Source organism: Streptomyces sp. NPDC087300 (assembly GCF_044744425.1).
In the GTDB taxonomy this organism is placed as follows: domain Bacteria; phylum Actinomycetota; class Actinomycetes; order Streptomycetales; family Streptomycetaceae; genus Streptomyces.
On sequence record NZ_JBIUYI010000006.1, the window covers coordinates 73,458 to 97,643 of the forward strand.

General features: G+C 69.7%; 16 protein-coding genes and 1 tRNA gene. 8 read left to right on the forward strand and 9 right to left on the reverse strand.

Annotated features, from left to right (window positions below):
- The first annotated feature begins 131 nt into the window (after positions 1-131).
- The 7 genes from ACIO9J_RS25280 to ACIO9J_RS25310 all read left to right on the forward strand — a co-directional run bounded on the left by ACIO9J_RS25280 (position 132) and on the right by ACIO9J_RS25310 (position 7,342).
- Entirely contained in the window at positions 132-1,022 is an 891-nt protein-coding gene (locus ACIO9J_RS25280; RefSeq protein WP_402003845.1) for a phosphotransferase, read from the forward strand.
- Between the two features lie 79 nt (positions 1,023-1,101).
- Entirely contained in the window at positions 1,102-2,352 is a 1,251-nt protein-coding gene (locus ACIO9J_RS25285; protein ID WP_402003848.1) for a methionine adenosyltransferase, read from the forward strand.
- Positions 2,352-3,284, forward strand: coding sequence for an aminoglycoside phosphotransferase family protein (locus ACIO9J_RS25290; protein WP_402003851.1), 933 nt, complete (start codon positions 2,352-2,354; stop codon positions 3,282-3,284). The genes ACIO9J_RS25285 and ACIO9J_RS25290 overlap by 1 nt, the downstream gene beginning before the upstream one ends.
- On the forward strand, positions 3,281-3,997 hold the full coding sequence (locus tag ACIO9J_RS25295; RefSeq protein WP_402003854.1) for a histidine phosphatase family protein: 717 nt from the start codon (positions 3,281-3,283) through the stop codon (positions 3,995-3,997). The genes ACIO9J_RS25290 and ACIO9J_RS25295 overlap by 4 nt, the downstream gene beginning before the upstream one ends.
- On the forward strand, positions 3,990-5,282 hold the full coding sequence (gene serS / locus ACIO9J_RS25300; RefSeq protein ID WP_402003856.1) for a serine--tRNA ligase: 1,293 nt from the start codon (positions 3,990-3,992) through the stop codon (positions 5,280-5,282). The genes ACIO9J_RS25295 and serS overlap by 8 nt, the downstream gene beginning before the upstream one ends.
- Positions 5,283-6,305, forward strand: a complete 1,023-nt coding sequence (locus ACIO9J_RS25305; protein WP_402003859.1) for a glycosyltransferase — start codon at positions 5,283-5,285, stop codon at positions 6,303-6,305.
- A 173-nt stretch (positions 6,306-6,478) separates the two neighbouring features.
- Positions 6,479-7,342 carry a hypothetical protein gene (locus tag ACIO9J_RS25310; protein ID WP_402003862.1) on the forward strand — a complete coding sequence of 288 codons (864 nt, stop codon included), beginning with the start codon at positions 6,479-6,481 and terminating at the stop codon, positions 7,340-7,342.
- 234 nt (positions 7,343-7,576) lie between these two features.
- Here ACIO9J_RS25310 and ACIO9J_RS25315 read toward each other — a convergent pair whose 3' ends face one another.
- Positions 7,577-8,443 (reverse strand): hypothetical protein, encoded by an 867-nt coding sequence (locus ACIO9J_RS25315; RefSeq protein ID WP_402003865.1) that lies wholly within the window; start codon positions 8,441-8,443, stop codon positions 7,577-7,579.
- Between the two features lie 277 nt (positions 8,444-8,720).
- Between ACIO9J_RS25315 and ACIO9J_RS25320 the strand changes: the two genes are divergently transcribed.
- Positions 8,721-10,025, forward strand: a complete 1,305-nt coding sequence (locus tag ACIO9J_RS25320; protein ID WP_402003868.1) for a tyrosine-type recombinase/integrase — start codon at positions 8,721-8,723, stop codon at positions 10,023-10,025.
- A 79-nt stretch (positions 10,026-10,104) separates the two neighbouring features.
- Here ACIO9J_RS25320 and ACIO9J_RS25325 read toward each other — a convergent pair whose 3' ends face one another.
- The 8 genes from ACIO9J_RS25325 to ACIO9J_RS25360 form a co-directional block, all read right to left on the reverse strand.
- Positions 10,105-11,460 (reverse strand): hypothetical protein, encoded by a 1,356-nt coding sequence (locus ACIO9J_RS25325; RefSeq protein ID WP_402003870.1) that lies wholly within the window; start codon positions 11,458-11,460, stop codon positions 10,105-10,107.
- Positions 11,461-11,729: 269 nt separating this feature from the next.
- A tRNA-Thr gene (locus ACIO9J_RS25330) sits at positions 11,730-11,803 on the reverse strand.
- Between the two features lie 84 nt (positions 11,804-11,887).
- Positions 11,888-13,459: an alpha/beta hydrolase gene (locus ACIO9J_RS25335; protein ID WP_402003873.1), complete on the reverse strand. Its 1,572-nt coding sequence runs from the start codon at positions 13,457-13,459 to the stop codon at positions 11,888-11,890.
- Between the two features lie 178 nt (positions 13,460-13,637).
- Positions 13,638-14,843, reverse strand: coding sequence for a DNA polymerase III subunit delta' (locus ACIO9J_RS25340; RefSeq protein WP_402003876.1), 1,206 nt, complete (start codon positions 14,841-14,843; stop codon positions 13,638-13,640).
- Positions 14,844-15,038: 195 nt separating this feature from the next.
- Positions 15,039-18,311 carry a dTMP kinase gene (gene tmk / locus ACIO9J_RS25345; protein WP_402003879.1) on the reverse strand — a complete coding sequence of 1,091 codons (3,273 nt, stop codon included), beginning with the start codon at positions 18,309-18,311 and terminating at the stop codon, positions 15,039-15,041.
- A gap of 186 nt (positions 18,312-18,497) precedes the next feature.
- The gene (gene topA, locus ACIO9J_RS25350) at positions 18,498-21,326 is read right to left on the reverse strand and encodes a type I DNA topoisomerase (protein ID WP_402003882.1); all 2,829 of its coding nucleotides are present in this window, start codon (positions 21,324-21,326) and stop codon (positions 18,498-18,500) included.
- A gap of 752 nt (positions 21,327-22,078) precedes the next feature.
- Positions 22,079-22,276, reverse strand: a complete 198-nt coding sequence (locus tag ACIO9J_RS25355) for a hypothetical protein (RefSeq protein ID WP_402003884.1) — start codon at positions 22,274-22,276, stop codon at positions 22,079-22,081.
- Between the two features lie 304 nt (positions 22,277-22,580).
- On the reverse strand, positions 22,581-24,095 hold the full coding sequence (locus ACIO9J_RS25360; protein ID WP_402003887.1) for a methyltransferase: 1,515 nt from the start codon (positions 24,093-24,095) through the stop codon (positions 22,581-22,583).
- Positions 24,096-24,186: the final 91 nt, after the last annotated feature.

Consider the following 24,186-nt stretch of genomic DNA (forward strand, 5'->3'; position numbering starts at 1 on the left):
GTGCTGCGGGGCGCCGCGCCTACTGTCGCAGCAGACCGAGAAAGCCGCAGGGCGATGGAGGTAACTCCCGCCACTCCAGCGGGTCTTGGTGATCGGTTCTGCTTCTCGAACGGGACGGAGGTGTGTGGAGGATGCGCAACACGAAGTCGGCGGAGCCGTGGGTCGGGCAAGGGCTGGGGCCGTTCGGCGTGGCAGTCTTCAAGCCGTACTCCAGAACGCGGTTCGCCACAGACGGCAGTGCCGTGATGAAGGTCTACGTCGGCATCGACCCCGAGGGCCGTCGCCGCCGGGAGGCCACCACGGTCCAGCGTGCTGCCCTGCGTGGCATCTCGGTTCCGACCGTCCTGGCGACGGGATGTGGCGAGGCCGGGTCCTGGACAGTGTTCCGGGCGGTGCACGGGACGCCGTGCTCGGTGGCCACCCGCAAGGCGACGGAGGACTACATCGGTCACGTCATGGCGGTGAGCGGCATGCTTCACCGGCCCACTGCCGGCGCTACGCCTGGCCCCGGCTGGGCGGCACGGGCTGGCAGCCCTGTTTCCGCGAGCCAGTTCCTACTGGATCAGTTCTCGGCCCGCTGCCGGTGGATGCCCTGGTGGGCTGCGTTGCGGGAGGCCCTCTCAACGATCGACGCCCACCCAACCGTTTACCTACATGGCGACCTCAAGCCCGAGCACCTCCTCGTCGACGGAGAGCACCTGCACGTCGTCGACTCGGAGGCGAGCGCCTGTGGCCCGGCCGTTCTCGACTACACCGACGTCGTCTTCCACCTCGTACGGGACCTGCTGTACGAGGAAGCACCGGCTCACATTCCAGTCGATCTCGCGGACCGCTTGCCGTTCTGCGGGCCGGTGCTCGCCTGGCGTCTGCTCCTCTGGCTCGATCGCCGCCGGACTCAGGACATCGACCTCGTCACGACCCACGACATCGTCCGACTCACTGCTGAAGAACAAGCCGTTTCCGCGTACAGGTCGCTCGCAGAGATCTTGGCGCATCTCCGCGCTGCCGGAGTGCCTCGCTGAATCTCGACCGCACCGCTCGTCCAGGCGTGCTGACGCCTGCGCTCATCCCCTTCTTCCCACCCCTGAACGGGAGTTCGTGATGCCTCGTACGAGCACGGTCATCGGCAACAGCCACCTCGTCATCGACACCGCCATGGCCAGACCAGACGCGACGACCATCGTCGAGCGGAAGGGCCTCGGCCACCCGGACACCCTCGCCGATCACCTCGCCGAGCGGCTGTCCCGCGCCTACAGCCACCACACCGTCGCGCGCTTCGGCGCCGTGCTGCACCACAACTTCGACAAGCTCGCTCTCCTCGGCGGCGCCAGCGAAGTCCGGTACGGGGCAGGCGAGATGACCGCCCCTGTCCGTGTCCTGGTCAACGGGCGCGCGGCACCGATGTGCGGGGGCGAGACGATCCCGGTCGAGGAGATCGTCGAGGCCGAGGTGCGCGCGTTCTTCGCCGAGCGGCTACCCGAAGTGTCTGACCACCTCGACATCGTCTTCAACATCACCAGCAACTCCAGCCCAGGTGCGGTCCTCACCGGCGACGGGACCCCCGACCGCACGCGCTGGTTCAATCCCCGCTCCGTCGACGACCTCCGTGAGCGCCGGCTGCGGCTCTCGAACGACACGTCGCTGGGGACCGGCTGGGCCCCCGAGAACGCCTTCGAGTCGTTCGTCCGCGACCTGGTGAACCACTTCTCCGGCGAGAGCGAGTTCACCCTCTCCCACGCGTGGTGCGGGTCCGACGTCAAGGTCATGGGCTTCTGGAACGGCGACGAGGCTGACATCGTCCTGTGCGTGCCGCAGAAGTCGCGGCACGTGGCCAGCCGGGCCGAGTACATCCGCAACAAGGACACCGTCCTCGCCGAGTGCCACCGGCTGGCCGGCCTCCGGCTGCCGGGCGCCCAGGCGCGCTTCCGGCTCAACGCCCGCGACGTCCCGGAGAAGGACGAGCTGTACCTGACCTACACCGGTAGCTCGATCGAGTCGGGGGACGAGGGCGTCGTCGGGCGCGGCAACCGAGTCAACGGTCTGATCACGCCGCTACGTCCGATGAACTTGGAGGGCGCCAACGGCAAGAACCCTGTCTACCACGTCGGCAAGCTCTACAACATCGCCGCGCAGCGCCTGGCCCACCGCCTGCACGAGACCACCGACGGGCACGCGGAAGTGCATCTGGTCAGTACCACCGGCCAGCGTCTGGACGAACCCTGGCGCATCCTCGTCCGCCTCTCCGCCCCGGACGCCGAGATCGACAAAGTGCAGGCCCTCGTCGCCGAGGTCCTGGGCGAGTTCCCCGCCCTGACCGATGAGCTCGTCTCGGACGGGATCGAGCTGAGCTGATGACGAAGCGGACGCTCGGAGAGTTCCCCGCGGGGTGCAGGCAACGGCTGCTCGCGCACTACGGGCCCGCGGTCAAGCCGTGGCTCGACGCCGTCCCGGGGCTGCTGGCACGTGCGGCAGGGAGGTGGAAGCTGACGCTCGTGGCGTACCACGACGCCGGCCACGCCTCGGTGATCGCGACCGCGGCCCGTCCCGACGGGCGTCCGCTGCTCCTCAAAGCATGGGTTGATCCATCTCGTTTTCGCCACGAGGTGGAAGCTTTACGGCTCTGGGCCCGTGGCCCGACGGCGGAGGTCATGGAGGCCGCGGACGACCTGGCCGTGGCCGCGCTCGAACTCATCGGCGGGCAACCCGGCGGCGCGGATCGGCCGCGACGGGAGCTGCAAATGGTGGCGGCGGCCGTCCACGGGCTCCACACCTTGGGGCGCCACAGACTCCGGTCGGAGCAGCTTCCACTCCTCACCGACCACCTCGCCCACGACGTCCGTCCGCAGATCGAGCGACGGATGCGCGAACTCGACCTTGGCGGCTGGCAGCCCCTCGTCGAAGCAGGGTTCACTGCCGTCGCCGATCTGGAGGAGGGCTCCCGCCGAGCGACGGTGCTGCACGCCGACCTGTACCGGGAGAACGTCTTGTTCGACTGGCGGGGACACCCCCGGCTGATCGATCCGCTCCCCATGGTGGGCGACCCCGCGTTCGACTGGGCGTTCTGGTCCGTCTACTACGAGCTCGGTCGCGGAACGTCCGTACGGCTGGCCGTCGCCTCACGTGCGTCTCGGATCCCCATCCCCGTGCTCGCACCCTGGTGCCGCCTCTTGGCGGTCCACGGCCTCCTCTTCTACGTGGAGTCCGGCGATCCACGCGCGACGCACATGGCCACCGTGCTCAGCGACCTTCTGGCGACAGCGACGACCCCTCGGAGCGGATCGTGACGACGTACATCCTTCGCTACGGCCAGACCGACTACAGCAAGCGGTACCTCGTCAACGGCGACCCGACCCAGCAGATTCTTCTGACCGACGAGGGCCGACAGTCGCTCGGCCGTGCGTGGAACGTACTCCCACTCCATTCCATGGCCACCTGGCTGACCAGCGAATTTCCACGGGCTCGGCAGACCGCCTCGCTACTCATGGGCGTCCCCTCGCCCGAGCTGGTTGTAGACGCCCGGCTGAACGAACTCGACTACGGGGAGTTCGAGGGCAAGCCCTTCCTCGACTACGCGGCCTGGCTCGACGAGCACGGTCCTTGTCAGCGCCCACCGGGCGCCGCGGAGTCGCAGCATGAGGGCATACGCAGGCTGCTCACCGGCGTCCTCGCTGCTCTGGAGCACCCAGCGCCCCGCGTCCTGGTCGGGCACGGCCTGCTGGTTTCCGTCCTCCACTGGCATGGAGATCGCGCGGCCGGCGAGGCCATGCCGCTGTTCTTCCCCGAGGCTCCCTACATCGAGCCGCTCGCCATCGGCGACGACGATCTTTCCCTCTTGGTCACGGAGCTCTTGGATGATCTTGAATCGGCCACTCTGCGCGAGATCACCGCCGATGGTGACGCGTCGATATTGCGGATCGGTGAGGGGTCGGCGGTTGCTACCGTCGATGCGGTATCCCCATCCCACTCGCCGGATAAGAAGGATCTTCCTCATGCATGATGCCCGCGCCCTGATTGAAATGGGTGCCGAAGCGGTACGTCGGCTCGCTCGTCGCGGTTACTCCCTGGATCTGTCCCGGCTGGAAGACCTCCAGTCCCGGCGCAACCAGAGCATCCGCTCGGCCGACGAGCTGCGGGCGGAGTCCAAGCGAGTGGCGAGCGAGGTCCAGCAGACGGCCAAGCAGGGTGGGGACATCTCAAAGCTGAAGGAGCGCGCCCGCGAGCTGAAGGACCAGATCCGCGACATCGAGGCCGCGCAGGAGAAGGTCCAGGAAGAGCTCACTGAGCTCCTGCTGACCATCCCGAACCTCCCGGACGACGAGGCCCCGGACGGCGACTCCGAGGAGTTCGCGGTCGAGATCCGGCGCGTCGGCAACCCACCGGCGTTCTCGTTCGAGCCGAAGGACCACGTCGACCTGGGCGAGGCCACCGGCATCCTCGACTTCGCCCGCGCCACGAAGCTGTCCGGCTCGCGCTTCGCGGTCTCCCGCGGCGCCGGCGCCGCCCTGGAGCGCGCGCTGGCCACGCTCTTCCTCGACATCCACACGCGCCGCCACGGCTACGTCGAGCACGGTGTCCCGTACCTGGTGACCCGCAAGACGATGACCGGCACCGGTCAGCTGCCCAAGTTCGAGGAGGACCTGTTCAAGACCGGCGCCGCCGATCGCGACCTGTTCCTCATCCCGACGGCCGAGGTCCCGCTGACCAATCTCTACTCCGACGAGATCATCCCGCCCGCCGAGCTGCCCCTGGCCCTCACGGCGCACACCCCGTGCTTCCGCTCCGAGGCGGGCTCATACGGGCGCGACACCCGCGGCCTGATCCGCCAGCACCAGTTCTCCAAGGTCGAGATGGTCAAGATCGTCGACCCGGAGACCGCGGACGCCGAGCTGGAGACGATGGTCGGCCACGCCGAGGCATGCCTGAAGGAGCTCGGCCTCGCCTACCGCGTGGTCAAGCTGGCAGCCGGCGACACCGGCTTCTCCGCCCAGCTCACGTACGACATCGAGGTCTGGATCCCGAGCCAGAACACCTACCGGGAGATCTCCTCGATCTCCAACTTCGGCACCTTCCAGGCCCGCCGCGCCAACATCCGCACCCGCGGTGAGGACGGCAAGCCCAAGCTCGTCGCCACGCTCAACGGCTCCGGCCTGCCCGTCGGCCGCACCCTGGCCGCGCTTCTCGAACAGTGCCAGCAGCAGGATGGATCGCTCGTCCTTCCCGAATCTCTCTTCCCGCACCTCGGCTTCCGCCGGATCTCGGCGGACGGAACACCGGAGGCATAAGTGCTCGTCGGCGTCTGCGACTTCCCCGGTAGCTACGCCTTTCCACCCGCCGGTTACGGCGGGATCGAACGATGGCTGTGGGCGGTCGCCGTAGGCGCCCGAACCGCAGGCGCCGACGTACACCTCCTCGGGCCGAGCTGGCTCACGGACCTGGAGCACGACTGGGTCCGTAAGCCGGTCCGACTGGAGGACCTCACTACCGGATCGCTCGCCGAGCGCGAGCTCCGCGCCAACGACTACGACCTCCTGGTCGTCGGCCACGAATACCCCTCGCTGCCTGCGTGGACCCGCACGTGGAGCGAGCTGGACTGCGACGTCGCCACGTTCCAGCACTCCCCGGTCTTCCAGCACACCGACGCCGCCTTCGACGGCAAGCGGTCCCGCCTCTACTGCTACTCGCCCGAGATGATCGAGCGGTACGCCAGCTGCGAGCCCATCCCGGAACTGGCCGTACACCTCGGCCTCGACGAAAACGAACCACCCGCCGTCGCCGGACGCGACCTCGTATGGCTCGGCCGCGTCGACGCGGAGAAGGCGCCCCATCTGGCAGCCCGCGCCGCCCAGTTACTCGGCCGCCGAATACGGATCGTCGGCCCCGTCTTCGACGAGCAGTACGTACGCCGCCACGCCCGACTCCTCAACGCGGACCACGTCGAGTGGGTCGGCGAACTCGGCGGCCCCGCCAAGACCGCCGCCATCCGCGACGCCTCCGTCTTCGTCTACACGTACGCCCGCACCTACGTGGAGGCCGGCGCCGCTGTCTTCGGAGAATCCGTCCGCGCCGGCACCCCCATGGCCGCACTCACCTGGCGCACGGGCACCTGCGCCGAAGCCGCCCTGTGCCATGCGACTGGCACGATCGCCGGGGCCGACCCCGAGGTGGACGACGAGACGGCAGCCCACCGACTGGCACACGCCATCGAGCAGGCGGAGAGCCTGGATCACCGGCAGGTGCAGGAGGTCGGCCTCCAACGCTTCGACCCGGCACGGCACTTCACCGCGATGGCGGCGCAGCAGTGCTGACCCGATCGCCCAGCTCGGCCGGGGACACGCTGGCCCGACAGATACCGGCCGTGCTCCGCGCGAAGTTAGGTCCGCACTGGGAGTTCACGACCGCCGCCGACCGCATCGAGATTCAGCACCCACGCCGAGGCACTCCCTACAGACCACCACGTAGAAGCCCTTCATGGAGGGAGTTGCTCGACAGCCTGGAGACCTCCTTCGCGAGTGACGGAGCCGCTCGCGACACCTGTCTCCCCCTCCGCTGGGGCAGGGAGACGGAGCTGACCATCTCCGCGGTACAAGCCCTCGATCCGCTCCTCAAGGACGGCAGGCCCCACACCTACCGACGCGGCTTACTCGCCCAGCCGGTCATCCGCTTCACAGGCCAGCGCGATGTCTCGGGCTTCCTGAAGGACGGGTTTCTCACCTCCTTCGTCAACATCTCCCGCGTCCAGCCCGTGAACAACCTGGACGAGTGCGGTGACGTCCTGGACGGATGGCTCACCACGCTCTCCCAACTCGGCTTTCACGCACGCCACTTGCGGATATACGGGGCGTTGCGACCGTGGCGTCGGCGACAGGTCGAAGGCATCACGCTCCGTTTCGACCACCTGAACCTCACCCTCGGGGACATCGTCCTCCTGTGGCACACCGACCACCCGGATCGCTTGGCGGTGGATCTCGGAACGGGCCTGGAGCGTCTGGCCTGGGCCCGCACTCAGGCTCGCTGGGGTGACCTGATCTACGGTCGCTTCGCCCACGCGGCACCACCGGCGACGCTGGACGCCATCCGCACCGCCACGCTTCTCCTGGGCTCCGGAATCAGCCCTGCATCCCGGGGCGCCGGCGGGGTCACCCGGCGCGTCGTGGGCACGATCGCCCCGGATGCTGTGCGCCTCGGTGTCAGTGCCATCGTTCGAGATGCGCACGACTACTGGTCCCTGTTCAGCCCTCTGAGCGCCCCATGGCCAGAGGTCGCTCGCGCTGTCGAGACGGAGATGGAGCGGCAATCAGGGCAGCCGACGCCGAGGGAAGCTGGCTCTGCGCAACATCTCTGACCTGGGTCGCGAACCACCGTGCCTCGTCTACCAGGGCGGCCCCTCCGCCGATTTCCCAGTTCGTGTCCATTGACAACGAAGCCAGTCGCAGGCGCGCCTCTGACCTGCGGCGTCTAGTTTGACTGTCATGGTGCTCGCCACCGCGATCAATGGCTACCAGGAGGCAGGCCGCTGGAGGACGTGCACGAACGTATGGACCCTGGGCAGCAGCAAATTGCCCCTCAGCCACCGCTATTAGGCAGAGTTCTCGCGAGGGAGCAGGTATGGCTGCAGAGCGGTCAGTGGCAGCCACTTAGTCGGCGGAATTCGACCGAGAGGGCCGAGCTCAGCAAAGGGGCGGACGTAGCTGGGAAGGGTGCCGTACGTCCCGTACGCCTCCCGAAGCCCGTTGAACACTGCCTCAGAACGGCAGCACCAGTTTGATTCCGAGTGATTGGGCAGCCGACCGGAGGCCCCTGCCGCGAGGCTCCCCGCCGTGTCAAGACGCATGTCGAAACGATGCTCCAGCCCGATGCTCTCTCCGGCCTGGTAGGAGTATTCGACTCCGGCGGTAGACACTGTCACCGGAACGTAGCCGACGTTGCTCACCTGGACGACGATGTATGTCTGTCCGTTGAAATCATCGGACCGCATCTCCATCAGCGAGTCGAGCGGCCCGGTGATCACGCCGCTCGGCACCCCACGCCCGCCACGCAACTCGACCGCGACCTTAACCTCCGTCAACTCGACCAACCTCTGAAGGATCTGGTCGATGACCTGCCGAGATTCGAAGCTGGACAGTTGGGTGCCGGTCTGAGCGACCTGCAACGCCTTCCACTCCTCTAGCTCCTCGACGGTGTAGACCGATTCATGCTGGTCAACTGGAGGGTGATGCTGACCGCAGAGCAGGAGCAGGTTTTCAAAGCTGTGCAGCGACTCCTTGGGGTAGGACGGGTCGTGCCGAGGACCCTTCTTCTTCTCCGATCGGATATGCGCGATCTGCACGACCACTGTCAGCTTGCCCCGGTCTCGGAACAACAGCTCTGCGGCGCAGCCGGGGTATGCGCACGTTGATGCGCTCCCGAACAGCAGCTTGATTGTCAACTCGGCATACCTGGCCACCGTTGAACGGTAACGGACCCGTCTCATCGAGCTTGTCGCGATCCGCCGAACCGGCCGGATGGCTTACTGGTCCCGAGCATCTGAGCCGACGATCAGCAACTGCAACCCGCTGCCTGTACGGCCAGGCTCGCTGGCAAGGAATCCGAAGCGACTGGATTCGTTGTCAAACGTCTCGTTTGAATGGCAAAGGACAGTTTGCCTATGGCAGACGGGAAAGAGCTCGGAATGACTGGATCACCGAGTCACAGCATGTCAACGTTCAACACCCTGCTGGAAGTTGGTCTCGCATCACCTGATCGGCAGCCTGACCGTGAGCGAATGGCTCGATCGGTGGCTGGCGGGCAAGCGCATACGCAAGTCCGGCCTGAGCCGCTACGAGACCGACATCCGCGTGCACCTCAAGCCGCGCATCGGCCAGCGGCGCCTAGACCGGCTTCGCGTCAGCCACCTCAGCGAGATGTTCACGGACATCCGGGACGCCAACGCCCAGATCTTGGAACAGAACGCTCAACGGCGAGCGGCGATCGATGAGTTGGCCACCGTGCCATGGAAAGGCGTCGACAACCGCGCCCGCCGCAAGGCCATGAAAGCCGCGATCGACGAGATGCCGCCGTTCCGCCGGGTCACCGGCCCCGCCACGCGCCAACACGTGAAGGCCACCCTCCGCGCGGCCCTGAACGACGCCATCGGGCAGCAGATCATCACGTTCAACCCTGCTGCCCATGTCGAGATCGACCCCGTGCGCAAGCCGAAGGCGCTGGTGTGGACGGACGAGCGGGTCGCCAAGTGGGAGCAGACAGGCGAGAAGCCGTCGCCCGTGATGGTCTGGACGCCCCAACAGACCGGCGCCTTCCTCGACTTCGTCGCCGAGGACCGGCTGTACGCGATGTGGCACCTCATCGCCTTCCGCGGCCTGCGCCGTGGCGAGGCGTGCGGGCAGCCGTGGTCGGAGACGAACCTCGACACCCACTCCCTCACCGTCTCCGCCCAGCTCGTGCAGGACGGCTGGGAGGTCGAGGCGTCCGATCCCAAGACGGACAGCGGCTACCGCGTGGTCGCGCTCGACGACGACACGGTCAACGTCCTGAAGCGGCACCGGGAACGGCAGGAAGCGGACCGCAAGGAATGGGGCTCGGCCTGGGTCGAGACTGGCCACGTCTTCGTCCAGGAGGACGGCTCCTGGCTCCACCCCGGCAGGGTGACCGATCTCTTCGAACGCCTCGTCGCAGCCTCCGGTCTCCCGCCGATCCGGCTGCACGACCTGCGTCATGGAGCGGCCACTCTCATGCTGGCTGCCGACATCGACATCAAGATCGTGTCGGACACGCTTGGGCACAGTGACACCCGGATCACGCGGGACATCTACCAGAGCGTCCTGCCCCAGGTCGGCAAGAGCGCCGCCGAGGCGACCGCGAAGCTGGTCCCGCTCCAGCGCAAGGCCGCGGCGGAGAAGGATGCCCGCAAGGCGGCGAAGAAAGTAAGGCCCAAGAAGTCTGGCAAGGGAGGCGCCAAGCCGAAAGGCAACACGAAAGCGCAAGCCAAGGCCGAAAAGGACGCTAAGCATCGGAAGCCCAAAGAGTAGGCAGAACGCGCCCCGCACAGTGGATGCCTCCGATCCCACTGCCGACTTCGCCCGCCTGCCATCGGAGACGGCCCCTCAGTCATACCTCTGGTGCTGCCGGGGTTGCTGTGAAGAAGGTGTCCAATGTTTGCGTGATGCGGCAGCGCTCTCGGTGCGAGACCAGCGACTCGTCGAGGCGTTGCAGTACTGCCTCGTTCAGATCAGATGTGAGAACGAGCCAGCGAAGAAACACCCCGAAGGCCGTGCGTCTAACGATGAACAGCTCATCGTCGCTGATGGGCTGCTGGTCTTCTCCGTGGGCGTATTGAGAACGTCGCGTGTAGGCGTTCTTGACCGTTTGGTACACGGCTAGGCGGTCCTCGTCCTGAGTCCACATCGCAGCCGAGCGCTGGGCTGTCCGGCGGCGACTATCGCCTCGGCCGTCGGCGGCCATGACGGCCTCCATGGCGATCACGTAGTCCAGCAACACGTCATCTGCTTCAGATTCGTCGACGTAGGTGCCTCCCATGGTGCGCTGCGCGGCCCGCACCAGACGGTTGGCTGCGCTAGCCAGGGCTCTGGCGGTCGTAGCAGGCCGACCGTTCTTGGTGGTACGGGACCGCACACTGCTGATCATGTCTTGGACTTCCTGCAGAAATGCAGCAAAGGTGGGCAGCTCGGACGGTGGGACGCGGTATCCAAACGCGCGATGCATCTCACCTACTTCTTCGCCTGCGTGGTCGAAGGACGGCTCGATGTGCGGTGAGCCAGAGCGGATCTCGCTGTGGCGTCCGGGCTCGACGTGGAAGTACGCCTCGGGATGCACGCTCTCTTCGACGTTCCACAACTGCAGGACCAGCAAAGGATCAAGATGCCGACGCTCGGGTCTTTGATCAAGATTTGGTAGCCAGGAGCGGCCACGCGCGAGAGCTTGGCCCGGAAGACGCTGCTGCAAGAAGGTCGATCCGCCCAGGGTGTCAGGGTCGAGGTCCGGGCTGCGAATGAAGCGGCGCATGGACGGTAGGGGCATCAGCTCGGCCAGACTCGTGGCACTGGCCGCCTGCAGTCGGTATTCCCCCAGCGTCAGGTCTGTCCCCGATGGGAGGTCGATGTCCAGCAGGATCCAGGATTGCGCCTCGGGTGCCGCCGCCCTACAGAAGGCCGTGAAGTCCGCCGCTAGGTCCTCAAGGCTCACCGGCGTCCCTGTCGCTGCCGCCTCGGCCACTTGCCCCAGGCCACTCAGGGTGATCAGGACCCGATCGTCAAGCGCCGAACCGTCCTTGCCGTACAAGTCCGGACGCCGGGAGTACGGTGCGAGGCCGGCCACCACGGCCCGGACCTGACCCCAAGCCGGACGTCTGCTCAGATCTACGGCGGACCACTCCTGGGGTGGCCGCTGATGGAGATCATCCAGCCACGCTTTGAGGACACCCAGTACCGTTTCGCGCTCGCTCATGGACCCACGCTAGAGACATGAGCGTCGAAGCGGCGAGGGAAATTTGAGCACCAGTAGCCGCCAGCGACCTGTCCGTCGGCGTGCTCCTCACCGAGCTGCTGCCACCTCGCAACTTGCTGGTCCGGTCACTCAAGGATGTGTGGTCGTCCCGCGACACCGGACCGCTCCGCTCACGCAAGCACTTCCACGACATCCCCGCCGTACGGCTCGGCACGCCCCAGACATGAAAAAACCCCAGGTCACGGCGAGTGAGTCCTGGGGTTAATCCGAGCCGCCTTCGGGATTCGAACCCGAGACCTACGCATTACGAGTGCGTTGCTCTGGCCATCTGAGCTAAGGCGGCGCGCCGTCCACACCATGGTGCGATCAGCAACGCGCCCAAGTCTACACAGTTTCCGGGGGTGCTCCGCACACCCCCGGTCCACGGCTATGAGCAGCGCTTTCCGTCCGTCGGGGCGGTGCCCTTCAGGAGGTAGGCGTTGATCGTGGAGTCGATGCACTCGCTGCCCCGGCCGTACGCCGTGTGGCCGTCGCCCTCGTAGGTGAGGAGGCGGCCCGAGTCGAGCTGTGCGGCGAGGGAGCGGGCCCAGCGGTAGGGGGTGGCCGGGTCGCGGGTCGTGCCGACCACCACGATCGGGGCCGCGCCCTTCGCCTCGATGCGGTGCGGCCCGCCGGTGGCCGCGACCGGCCAGGACGCGCAGTTCAGCGAGGCCCAGGCGAGGCCCTCGCCGAAGACCGGGGACGCCTTCTCGAAGTCGGGCAGGGAGGCGCGGACCTCCTCCGGATTGGCGAAGGCCGGCGGCAGGTCCAGGCAGTTCACGGCGGCGTTGGCGAACATCAGGTTCGCGTACGAGCCGTCGCCGTCCCGCTCGTAGTAGCTGTCGGAGAGGGCGAGCAGGCCCGCGCCGTCCTTCTGCTTGATCGCCGAGGTGAGCGCGTCACGCAGCTGGGGCCAGGCCCCCTCGTCGTACATCGCCGCGATCACGCCCGTCGTGGCGAGCGCCTCGCCGAGCTTGCGGCCGTCGCCGTCGCCCGCGGGCAGCGGTGCCCGGTCGAGCTGGTCGAAGAAGGACTTCAGGCGCGTGCCCGCCGCCGCGGGGGTGCCCGAGCCGAGCGGGCACTCGGCGGCGCGCGCCACGCAGTCCTTCGCGAAGGACTGGAACGCCGTCTCGAAGCCGGCCGTCTGATCGCGGTTCATCCGCCGCGCGGGCAGCGCGGGGTCCATCGCGCCGTCCAGGACCAGGCGGCCCACCCGCTCCGGGTAGAGGCCCGCGTACGTCGCGCCGAGGAAGGTGCCGTACGAGGCGCCGACGTACGACAGCTTCTCGTCGCCGAGCGCCGCGCGCAGGACGTCCATGTCACGGGCCGCCTCGACCGTGGAGACGTGCGGCAGGACCGTCGCCGAACGCTTCTCGCAGCCGTCCGCGAACGTCTTGAAGGCGGTGCGGAGTTCACCGGTCTCGCGCTGGTCGTCGGGGGTGACGTCCGTCTGCGTGTACGCGTCCATGTCCTTGCCGTTCAGGCAGGTGACGGGCTCGCTGCGGGCCACGCCGCGCGGGTCGACGGCCACCATGTCGTAGCTCGCCCTGACCTTCTCGGGGTAGCCGAGCGCCGCGTACGACTGGAGGTAGCCGATCGCCGAGCCGCCGGGGCCGCCCGGATTGACCAGGAGCGAGCCGAGCCGCCCGCTCTTGCCCGTGGCCTTCTTGCGGGCCACCGCCAGCTTGATGTCGCCCTTGCCCGGCTTCGCGTAGTCGAGCGGGGCCTTCATGGAGGCGCACTCGAACCCGGGGACACCGCACTCGCGCCAGCTCAGCTGCTGCGCGTAGTACGGCGCGAGCGCCGCCGGTGTCGAGCGCGGCAGCGCCGCCATGGACGCGTCCGCCGTCGAACTCCCCGACGAACAGCCGGAGATGAGCAGCCCTGCGGTCATGAGCAGGGTGCCGCACGTACGGAAGGAGAGGGGACGGCTGTGTCGGCCGCGACGGCTGATGTCCATCACGCGAGACTAACTCTCCGAAGCCGCTCGATCACTCGCCGTACTCGTACGGGTGACCTCGTCACGCCTCGGACCGTGCGCGGCACGCGCCCCGGGCCCGCAAGCGCCCCGCGCGGCACGCGCCCCGGCCGGCCCAGGAGCCGCGCCGCTTCACCCCGCCCGCCTCACCCCATCCGCCTCACCCCGCCCGCAGCGCCACCGTCATCGCCTCGACCGCGAGCAGCGGGGCCACATTGCGGTCGAGCGCCGTACGGCAGGCGCCGATGGCATCGATGCGGCGCAGCGTCGACTCGGGCGAGGTGGCCAGCGCCATCCGTTGCAGCATGTCCTGCACCTCGGTGTTGGCGATGGCCACGGCGGAGCCCAGCTGGAGGGCGAGGACGTCGCGGTAGAGCCCGGTCAGGTCGATGAGCGCGAGGTCGAGGCTGTCGCGCTGCGTACGGGTCCTGCGGCGCTTCTGCTTGTCCTCCAGGTCCTTCATGACGCCCGCGGTGCCGCGCGGCATCCGACCGCCCTGCGCCGCGCCGAGCGCCGCCTTCAGCTCCTCGGTCTCCTTGGTGTCGACCTCCTCGGCGACCTGCTTGGCGTCGTCGGACGCCGTGTCGATCAGCTCCTGCGCCGCCTTGAGACAGCCGCCGATGTCCTGGACGCGCTGCGGCAGCTTGAGCACGGCGGCCCTGCGCTCGCGCGCCCGCGGGTCGGTGGCCAGGCGCCGGGCCCTGCCGATGTGCCCCTGCGTGGCCCGCGCGGCGGCCGCCGCGACCTCCGGCTCGATGCCGTCCCTGCGGATGAGCACGTCGGCGACGGCCGCCACCGGAGGCGTACGCAGCGTCAGATGGCGGCAGCGGGAGCGGATGGTCGGCAGCACGTCCTCCAGCGAAGGCGCGCACAGGAGCCACACGGTGCGGGGAGCGGGCTCCTCGACGGCCTTCAGGAGCACGTTCCCCGCACCCTCGGTGAGCCGGTCGGCGTCTTCGAGGACGATGACCTGCCAGCGGCCGCCCGCGGGCGAGAGCTGGGCGCGCCTGACCAGGTCGCGGGTCTCCTTGACGCCGATGGACAGCAGATCGGTGCGGACGACCTCCACGTCCGCGTGCGTGCCGACCAGGCTCGTGTGGCAGCCGTCGCAGAAGCCGCAGCCGGGGGCGCCGCCCAGCGCACGGTCCGGGCTCGTGCACTGCAACGCGGCGGCGAACGCGCGCGCGGCCGTGGCCCGTCCCGAGCCGGGCGGGCCCGTGAACAGCCAGGCGTGCGTCATCTTCGACGACTCGGGCTGCGGAGCGGCCGCGGCGACCGCGGTCACGAGCGCGTCGGCATCCCGGGCCGCGGCCCCGAGCTGCTCGCTCACCCGCTCCTGACCCACCAGGTCGTCCCACACGCTCATGGGGTCACCGCCTCCGCCTTGCGTTCCACACGTGCCGCGTCACGGCCACGCCGTCGAGTCCACCGCATCCGAATCCGTCGAGTTCATTGTGGGACATGGCACTGACATCGCCGACAACGACGAAAGCACGGTGCCCCGCGACAGCACGGTGCCCCGCGACGCCGTCGGCGCCGCGGGGCACGGTCCTGCGTGAGGTCAGCCGCGACGGCCGCGCCGGCGTCCGCCGCGCCCCTCGTCCTCTTCCTCGTGCGAACCGAGCAGTTCGTCCGCGAGCGACGGCAGGTCGTCCAGCGGGGTCTGCTCCGCCCAGTCCGACCGGGGCCGCTGCCGGGGCTCGCCCTGCTCGTCGACCTGCGGCAGCTCGCGCGTACGGTCGTCCGACCCGTCCGGCGAGGGGCGCTCGTCCCGGAAGTAGCCGGGCGGCACCTTGTCCTCCTGGACCTGCGGCAGCACCGCGGTCTCGTCCGCGGCCCCCGGCACGGGCGGCTGCGGCAGCACCGCGGTCTCCTCGGCGCCGGGCCCGTCGGCCCGGACCTGCGGCAGCACGGCGGTCTCGTCGGCGGCCCCGGAGGGCGGCGTCACGATCGGCGTGGCCACGGTGGTCTCGTTGTCGGGAGCGGAAGCGGGCGCGGCGGGCGTCTCGCGCGCGGCGGGCGCCTCGGCCTTCTTCGACAGCGAGCCGGAACCCGTACGCGAGCCGGAATCCGTACGCGAGCCGGAATCCGTCCGCGACCCGCTTCCCGAGTCCGAGCGCGAGACCGACCCCGTACCGGAACCGGAATCCCGAGAACCGGAACCACCGGAGCCAGAGCCACCAGAACCAGAACCGCCACCGGACGCCTGCGCCGCCGCCGAAGCCGCGGCCTGAGCGGCCTGAGCAGCCGCCGCGGCCTGCGCCGCGGCCAGCCTGCGCGCCTCCTCGGCCCGCAGCAGCGCCTCCTCCGCCTTGCGCTGCTTCTCCAGCCTGCGCTCCTCGGCCTCGGCCCGCAGCCGGGCCTCCTCCTCGGCCTCCAGGCGGCGTCGCTCCTCCTCGGCCGCCCTGACCTTCTCCTCGGCGAGGAGCCTGGCCTTCTCCTCCTCGGCCTTGCGGCGCGCTTCCTCGGCGCGCTTCCTGGCCTCCTCGGCCTGCCGCTCGGCCTCGCGGCGCTGGGCCTCCTCCAGCTCGCGCCGCTTGCGCTCCTCCTCCTCGGCACGGAGCTTGGCGAGCTGCTCCTGGCGCTCACGCTCCAGGCGCTCCTCCTCGGCCTTGCGCGCGGCCTCTTCCTCGGCCTTGCGCCGCGCCTCCTCCTCGGCGGCCTTGCGGGCCTCTTCCTGTGCCTTGATCTCGGCTTCGGAGAGGGGCAGGACCAGGTCGAGCCGGTGCCGGATCACGGTGGTGACCGCCTCCGGCTCCTGGGCGGCGTCGACGACCAGATAGCGGCCGGGGTCGGCGGCGGCGAGGGTGAGGAAACCGGACCGCACACGCGCGTGGAACTCGGCGGGCTCGGACTCGAGACGGTCCGGTGCCTCCGTGAACCGCTCGCGGGCCGCCTCGGGCGCCACGTCGAGCAGGCACGTCAGGTGCGGTACGAGACCGCCGGTGGCCCAGCGGTTGATGCGGGCGACCTCGGTGGGCGACAGGTCACGGCCGGCGCCCTGGTAGGCGACGGACGAGTCGATGTACCGGTCGGAGATGACGACGGCACCGCGCTCCAGGGCGGGCCGTACGACGGTGTCCACGTGCTCGGCGCGGTCCGCCGCGTACAGCAGGGCCTCCGCGCGGTGCGAGAGCCCGGCCGACGACACGTCGAGCAGGATCGACCGCAGCCGCTTGCCGACCGGGGTGGCACCCGGCTCGCGCGTGACGACGACCTCGTGCCCCTTGGCGCGGATCCACTCGGCGAGCGCCTCGGCCTGCGTGGACTTGCCCGCTCCGTCGCCGCCCTCCAGGGCGATGAAGAAGCCGGTGGCCGCGGGCAGCTGCACCGGGTCGTCGCCGCCGCGCAGCGCGTCCCGCAGGTCGTGCCTGAGCGGCACGCCCTGGCGGTCGTCGGCCTTGGCGAGGACGAGCGCGGCGACCGGCAGCAGCAGCGCGCCGACCAGCATCAGCGTGAAGGAGGCGCCGCCGTGGTCGAAGACGAACTTTCCGTTGACCATCCGGTGCGGCCCGATGCCCGCGGCGACCACCGGGGCCACCAGCGCGCCGAGCGCGACACAGAGGCGTACGACCGCCTGGAGGTGCTCGGTCGTACGGGCCCTGCGGTAGTCCTCGACCTCCTGGTCGAGGAGCGCGTGCCCGGTGTTCGCGGCCACGCCCGCGCAGATCCCGGCGAGGCCGAGGAGCAGCAGCACGGTCGTCACGTCGGGCACCAGGCCCGCGGCGAGCAGCGCGATGCCGGTGAGGGCGATGGCGAGCGCGAGCAGCCTGCGGCGCGAGAGCGAGGGCAGCAGGGCGGGCGCGGTGCGGATGCCGATGACGGTGCCGCCGGTGAGGGCGAGCACGATCAGGCCGTACGTGACGGGCCCGCCGCCGAGGTCCTTGGCGTGCAGTACGGCGACGGCTACGGCGGCGGCGACGGCCGTGGCGACCGCGGCGCAGGCGGCGACGAACAGCGGGATCGCGCCCGTGCGCCCCTTGTCGGTGCCGCTTCCGGTGCGCGGCCTGCGCAGTCCTTCGAGCGGGCTACGCGCGCGTGGCGTGTGCGTACCGGGAAGTTCGAGGAAGTAGACGATCGACAGGGACGCGGCGAAGAGGCCGGCCGCGACGAACGAGGCGAGGCCCGCCTGGTGCAGCTCGAACCAGTCGAGTCCGGCACCGAGGAGGTTGCCGACGAGCGTGATGGCGACGAGCGCGGCGGCCGCGAGGGGCAGCGCCACGAATCCCGTACGCAGCGAGAGGCGCCGCAGCGCGTCCATGTGGTCCGGCAGCGGCCGCACCGTCGCGCCCTCCAGGGGCGGCGCGGGCAGCAGCGCGGGTGCGGCGCTCTCCCTGGCGACGGTCCAGAAGCGCTCGGCGACGCCGATCACGAAGGAGGTCACCAGGATCATCGCGAGGGCGTTGTCCGGGGTCCAGTCGATCCACAGCGGCGCGACGATCAGGAGCGCGGCCCGCACGGCGTCGGCCCCGACCATGGTCCAGCGCCGGTCGAGCGGGCCGTCCGGTGAGGTGAGGGAGGTGAGCGGGCCCAGAAGCACCGCTCCGAAGAGCAGGGTCGCGAGGACGCGCGCACCGAAGACGGCGGTGACGGCGAGGGCCACGCCCCGGTAGCCGCCGCCGAAGGCCGCCTCGGAGATGGCCGCCTGGAGCGTGAGGATCACCAGAACGAGCAGTGCGAGCGCGTCGCCGACACTGCCGACGAGCTGGGCGCTCCACAGTCGCTTCAGTTGCGGTACGCGCAGCAAGGCGCGAACGGCACGCTCTCGGGAATCTGCGACCAGGGCGTCGTCGGGGGCCGGGGTTCCGGCCGTTGGCTGCTCGGCACGCGTCATCCGTCCAGCCTATCCGGAAGGTGTGACACCCCGAAGGGGCGCCCGAACAAACGGGCGCCCCTTCGGGGTGCGTCTCACGCTCTCGGCGTACCGGCGTTCTGGACGTACCGCTCGGCACCGGACGAAGCCGACGCCAAGCGGAACCTGCCGTACTACGTAGAGCGTGATCCGCCGTGGTGCTCGGAGCTACTCGGAGTCGGACGAAGCGGTCTTCGCCGCGGCCGTCTTCTTCGTGGCGGCCTTCTTCGTAGTCGTCTTCTTCGCGGCCGTCGTCTTCTTGGCAGCGGTTTTCTTGGCCGCCGTCTTCTTGGCGGCGGTCTTCTTCGCGGGAGCCTTCTTGGCGGTCTTCTTCGCCGGGCCCTTCGCGCGCTTCTCCGCGAGCAGCTCGTAGCCCCGCTCCGCAGTGATGTCCTCGACGGAGTCGGCCGCGCGCAGCGTCGCGTTCGTCTCGCCGTCGGTGACGTACGCGCCGAAGCGACCGTCCTTGACGACCACCGGCTTTCCGCTGACCGGGTCCTCGCCGAGCTCCTTGAGCGGCGGCTTGGCGGCGGCCCGGCCACGCTGCTTCGGCTGGGAGTAGATCTCCAGAGCCTGTTCCAGCGTGATGTTGAAGAGCTGCTCCTCGTTCTCCAGGGAGCGCGAGTCGGTGCCCTTCTTCAGGTACGGGCCGTACCGGCCGTTCTGCGCGGTGATCTCCACGCCCTCGGCGTCGGCACCCACCACGCGCGGCAGGGACATCAGCTTGAGGGCGTCGGCGAGGGTGACCGTGTCGAGCGACATGGACTTGAAGAGCGACGCCGTTCGCGGCTTGACCGCGTTCTTGCCGGTCTTCGGGGTGCCCTCGGGGAGCACCTCGGTGACGTACGGGCCGTAGCGCCCGTCCTTGGCGATGATCTGGCGGCCGGTCTCGGGGTCGGCGCCGAGCTCGAAGTCACCGCTCGGCTTGGCGAGCAGCTCTTCCGCGTACTCGACGGTGAGCTCGTCAGGGGCCAGGTCGTCGGGGACGTCCGCGCGCTGGTGGTTCTCGGAGTCGCGCTCGCCGCGCTCGATGTAGGGGCCGTAGCGCCCGACGCGCAGCACGATGTCGCTGCCGACCGGGAACGACGACACCTCGCGGGCGTCGATCGCGCCCAGGTCGGTGACGAGCTCCTTGAGGCCACCGAGGTGGTCGCCGTCTCCGTTGCCCGCGTCTGCGGCGCCGCCGGAGCCCTCGCCCTCGCCGAAGTAGAAGCGCTTGAGCCACGGCACGGCCTGCGCCTCACCGCGTGCGATGCGGTCGAGGTCGTCCTCCATCTTGGCGGTGAAGTCGTAGTCGACTAGCCGGCCGAAGTGCTTCTCCAGGAGGTTGACCACGGCGAACGACAGGAAGGACGGCACCAGGGCCGTGCCCTTCTTGAAGACGTAGCCGCGGTCCAGGATCGTGCCGATGATCGACGAGTACGTCGAGGGGCGGCCGATCTCGCGCTCTTCGAGCTCCTTGATCAGCGAGGCCTCGGTGTAGCGGGCCGGAGGCTTGGTCGCGTGACCGTCGACCGAGATCTCTTCGGCGGTGAGCGCGTCACCCTGGTTGACCTGCGGGAGCCTGCGCTCGCGGTCGTCCAGCTCGGCGTTCGGGTCGTCGGCGCCTTCGACGTACGCCTTGAGGAAGCCGTGGAAGGTGATGGTCTTGCCGGACGCGCTGAACTCGGCGTCGCGGCCGTCGGCGGCACGGCCACCGATCTTGACCGTGACGGAGTTGCCCGTCGCGTCCTTCATCTGGGAGGCGACGGTCCGCTTCCAGATCAGCTCGTAGAGCCGGAACTGGTCACCGGTCAGGCCGGTCTCGGCGGGCGTGCGGAAACGATCACCCGACGGACGGATCGCCTCGTGCGCCTCCTGCGCGTTCTTGACCTTCCCGGCGTACACACGCGGCTTCTCCGGCAGGTAGTCGCTGCCGTAGAGCTGGGTGACCTGGGCGCGGGCGGCGTTGACCGCCGTGTCGGACAGCGTCGTGGAGTCCGTACGCATATAGGTGATGAAGCCGTTCTCGTACAGCTTCTGGGCCACCTGCATGGTCGCCTTGGCGCCGAAGCCCAGCTTGCGCGAGGCCTCCTGCTGCATCGTCGTCGTACGGAAAGGTGCGTACGGCGAGCGGCGGTAGGGCTTGGACTCGACCGAACGTACGGAGAAGTCGGTGTCCTGGAGCGCGGCGGCCAGGGCGCGGGCGTTGGCCTCGTCCAGGTGCAGCGTGCCCGCGCTGTTGGGCTTCAGCTGGCCCACCGAGTTGAAGTCGCGGCCCTGCGCCACGCGCTTGCCGTCGACCGTGGTGAGACGGGCGACCAGCTGCGAGGGGTCGGAGGCGTCACCGGCGCGGCCGGTGCCGAACGTGCCGGTCAGGTCCCAGTACTCGGCGGAACGGAAGGCGATGCGCTCGCGCTCACGCTCGACGACGAGGCGGGTGGCCACCGACTGCACGCGGCCCGCCGACAGACGCGGCATGACCTTCTTCCACAGCACCGGCGAGACCTCGTAGCCGTACAGGCGGTCGAGGATGCGGCGGGTCTCCTGGGCGTCGACCATGCGCTTGTTGAGCTCGCGCGGGTTGGCGACGGCGGCGCGGATCGCGTCCTTGGTGATCTCGTGGAAGACCATCCGGTGGACCGGGACCTTGGGCTTCAGGACCTCGAGGAGGTGCCACGCGATGGCTTCGCCCTCGCGGTCCTCATCGGTGGCGAGGAAGAGTTCGTCGGAGTCCTTCAGGAGGTCCTTGAGCTTCTTGACCTGCGCCTTCTTGTCGGCGTTCACGACATAGATCGGCTGGAAGTCGTGCTCGACGTCCACACCGAGGCGGCGCACCTCGCCGGTGTACTTCTCGGGCACCTCCGCGGCGCCGTTGGGGAGGTCACGGATGTGCCCGACGCTGGCCTCGACTACGTAGCCGGGGCCGAGGTAGCTCTTGATCGTCTTCGCCTTGGCAGGCGACTCGACGATGACGAGTCGGCGGCCGCCCTGTGCGGTCTCGCTGGTCGGGGACAACTTCGCTCTTCTCTCCGGTCGACGCTCGGTGGCAGTGCGCGGTGGCAGTGCTCGTGGCTGTGCGGTGGCAGCGCTCGCACGGCTTGCGTTGCGCTGACGCTGCGGAGTGTGACGGTACATCCCGCCCCCGTGTCAAACGGGAAAAGCCCGCAACGGCCACTCGAACGGTAACCCGACTACCGCCATTCCTGCCGCCCGGAGTGTCGACCTGCTGTTTCGGCGCGGGGAACGGGCCGGGGGCCGTCGCGTCTCCGTACTACCGCCGCCGTACCACCGCCGCGGCGCGCCCGGACCGGCGCGGGCGCTGGTGGGTGAGGTCTTCCGCAGCGCGGAAGAGCGGAGTCCGGTGAGGGGGGAATCGAGGGGTCCGGTGGCCGGTAAAGAGGGGCGGACCGGACCGGTAAGAGGGGAGCGCGGCGGTTCGGACGAACTGTGGCGTGTGGCGGATGGCGTGCCGTCGCCCGGGGAATCCGCTGGTCCGCGGCGGTCGTGCGCCGCCTGTGCGCCGGTTGCTGACCGTCCGTGCGCCGGTCGCGTACCGGCCACGCGGTGCGCGTCCACGGAGGCCGGGCCTCCGCGTCGGCATCCGACCGGGTCTCGCCCTTACGTCGCCAGCATCCCGTACATCGTGGGCGCCGCGGATGTCACCGATGTCACTACGGTCGCGGATGTCACTGCCGTCGCCGACGCCACTGATGTCACTTCCGCCACCAACGTCACAGCCGTCACAGCCGTCACAGCCGTCACAGCCGTCACAGCCGAGTGAAGCACCACACACCGAGCGCCAGAGCGCCCATCCCGGCGGCGGCCGCGAAGGTCGCCGACGCGACGGGGTTCACACCCTCGGCGACCGGCGCGCGGTGCGCGACGCGGACTCCCGTCCACAGCAGCAGTACCGCGCCGAACAGCGCGAACACCGTTCCGGCGAAGATCGCTGGTGCGCTCTCCATGTCCTTGCCTCCCCGTACCGGATTCCCGTACCGGTCTCCCGGCCTGGAGGCTGACACGCACGGGAATCGGGAGCGCGAAATCCGGGTGAACGCAGGGCGGCCCACACCGGTCGCCCCTCAGGACGGCACCCCTGAGGGACCTCGGGGCTTCAGACCCTCAGGTCCGCACCCGGGCCCTGGCTCCGGCTCCGGCTCCGGCCCCGCCGCGTCACCCGTTAGGGGATCGCCGCCGGGGACCGGATCAGGCCGAAATCCCCGATCCGGCGCGGATGTTGGCCGGTTTCCCATCCCGAAACCGGCAGCGCTACTCCCCCACCGGCAACAGGAACCCCTGTCCCACCAGCAGCCTGATCTGCGCGGGCGTGCGGTCGCGGAGCAACACCGGGTCCTCGCCGACCAGTTGGGCGATCGCGTCCAGGATCCGTCCGGCGCTCAGCGACCCGTCGCACACCCCGGCGAACCCGGCGCCCACGGTGTCCACCTTGGTGGCCCGCCGCATCCCGCGGTGCTGACGCAGCACCACGTGCTCCGGGTCCTCGGCACCCGGCAGCCCCACCTGCTCCTGCACGACCTCGTCGGCCAGCTTGAAGTGCGCGGCGAGCAGCGCGGCGTCGTCGTGCGTGCGCAGGTACTCCTGCCGCTCGAAGAACTCCCGCACCGCCTCGCCGAGCGGCTGCTCGACGGGGTGCGGCCACTCCTCGACCGTGACGGAGGGATCGGCGGATCCGGTCTTCCTGAGGGTGATCCAGCCGAACCCGACGGCACGCGTGCCCCGCGCCTCGAACTCGTCCAGCCACGCGTCGTACCGCGCCGCGTACGCCGCGGGGTCCGTGCGGTGGTCCCCCGCGTCGCGCAGCCACAGCTCGGCGTACTGCGTGATGTCCTGCACCTCGCGCTGCACGATCCAGGCGTCGCAGCCGCGCGGCACCCAGGACCGCAGCCGGTCCTGCCAGTCCTCGCCCTCCACGTGCTGCCAGTTGGCGAGGAACTGCGCGTATCCCCCTTCGTTCAGTCGCTCCCCCGCCTCCTGAACGAGCGAGCGGCACAGATCGTCCCCGCCCATCCCGCCGTCGCGGTAGGTGAGCCGCGCCCCCGGCGAGATGACGAAGGGCGGGTTCGACACGATCAGGTCGTACGTTTCCTCGCCCACCGGTTCGAAGAGCGAGCCCTCCCGCAGGTCCGCCTCCGGGGCCCCGGAAAGGGCGAGCGTGAGCCGGGTGAAGTGCAGCGCGCGGGGATTGAGATCGGTCGCGGTCACGCGCGTGGCGTGCTGCGCGGCGTGCAGCGCCTGGATGCCGGACCCGGTGCCGAGGTCGAGGGCGCTCGCGACGGGCGTGCGCACGGTGATCCCGGCGAGCGTCGTGGACGCGCCGCCGACGCCGAGCACGACGCCTTCCTCGTGGCTCCCGATGCCGCCCGCGCCACCGACGGCGCAGCCCAGGTCGGAGACGATGAACCAGTCCTCACCGCTCGGACCGCCGTACGGCCGTACGTCCACGGCGGCGCGCAGCGCACCACCGTCCTCGGCCAGCCACCCGCTCTCCAGGAGGGCGTCGACGGGCAGAACGTCGGCCACGCGCGCGTGGGGCACGGATTCCTGCAACAGAAAGAGGCGTACGAGCGCCGCGAGCGCCCCGCCGTCACGGGTGGCCCGTAGCGCGGGCACGGTCTCGCTGCGGGCGAGCGCGGCATACGCGGGCGCGCCGAGCAGGTCGAGCAGCCCGTCGGCGGTGAAGTCGGCAGCGATCAGCGCACCGCGCAGGGCGGCGGCGACATCGACGCGGTCGGACGAGGGCAGAGGGAGACTGGCGTTACTCACGCCCCCATTGTGGCGCCCTACTGCTGCGGGCCGGCGTTCCGCGCCGCTGTGCCCATGGTGCGGGCAGGCGTTCCGCGCCGCTGTGCCCATG

Coding starts and splice junctions, on each gene's coding strand:
- ACIO9J_RS25280 (WP_402003845.1), top strand. CDS start 132: ATGCGCAACACGAAGTCGGCGGAGCCGTGGGTCGGGCAAGGGCTGGGG.
- ACIO9J_RS25285 (WP_402003848.1), top strand. CDS start 1,102: ATGCCTCGTACGAGCACGGTCATCGGCAACAGCCACCTCGTCATCGAC.
- ACIO9J_RS25290 (WP_402003851.1), top strand. CDS start 2,352: ATGACGAAGCGGACGCTCGGAGAGTTCCCCGCGGGGTGCAGGCAACGG.
- serS (WP_402003856.1), top strand. CDS start 3,990: ATGCATGATGCCCGCGCCCTGATTGAAATGGGTGCCGAAGCGGTACGT.
- ACIO9J_RS25325 (WP_402003870.1), bottom strand. CDS start 11,460: ATGAGCGAGCGCGAAACGGTACTGGGTGTCCTCAAAGCGTGGCTGGAT.
- ACIO9J_RS25335 (WP_402003873.1), bottom strand. CDS start 13,459: ATGGACATCAGCCGTCGCGGCCGACACAGCCGTCCCCTCTCCTTCCGT.
- ACIO9J_RS25340 (WP_402003876.1), bottom strand. CDS start 14,843: ATGAGCGTGTGGGACGACCTGGTGGGTCAGGAGCGGGTGAGCGAGCAG.
- tmk (WP_402003879.1), bottom strand. CDS start 18,311: ATGACGCGTGCCGAGCAGCCAACGGCCGGAACCCCGGCCCCCGACGAC.
- ACIO9J_RS25355 (WP_402003884.1), bottom strand. CDS start 22,276: ATGGAGAGCGCACCAGCGATCTTCGCCGGAACGGTGTTCGCGCTGTTC.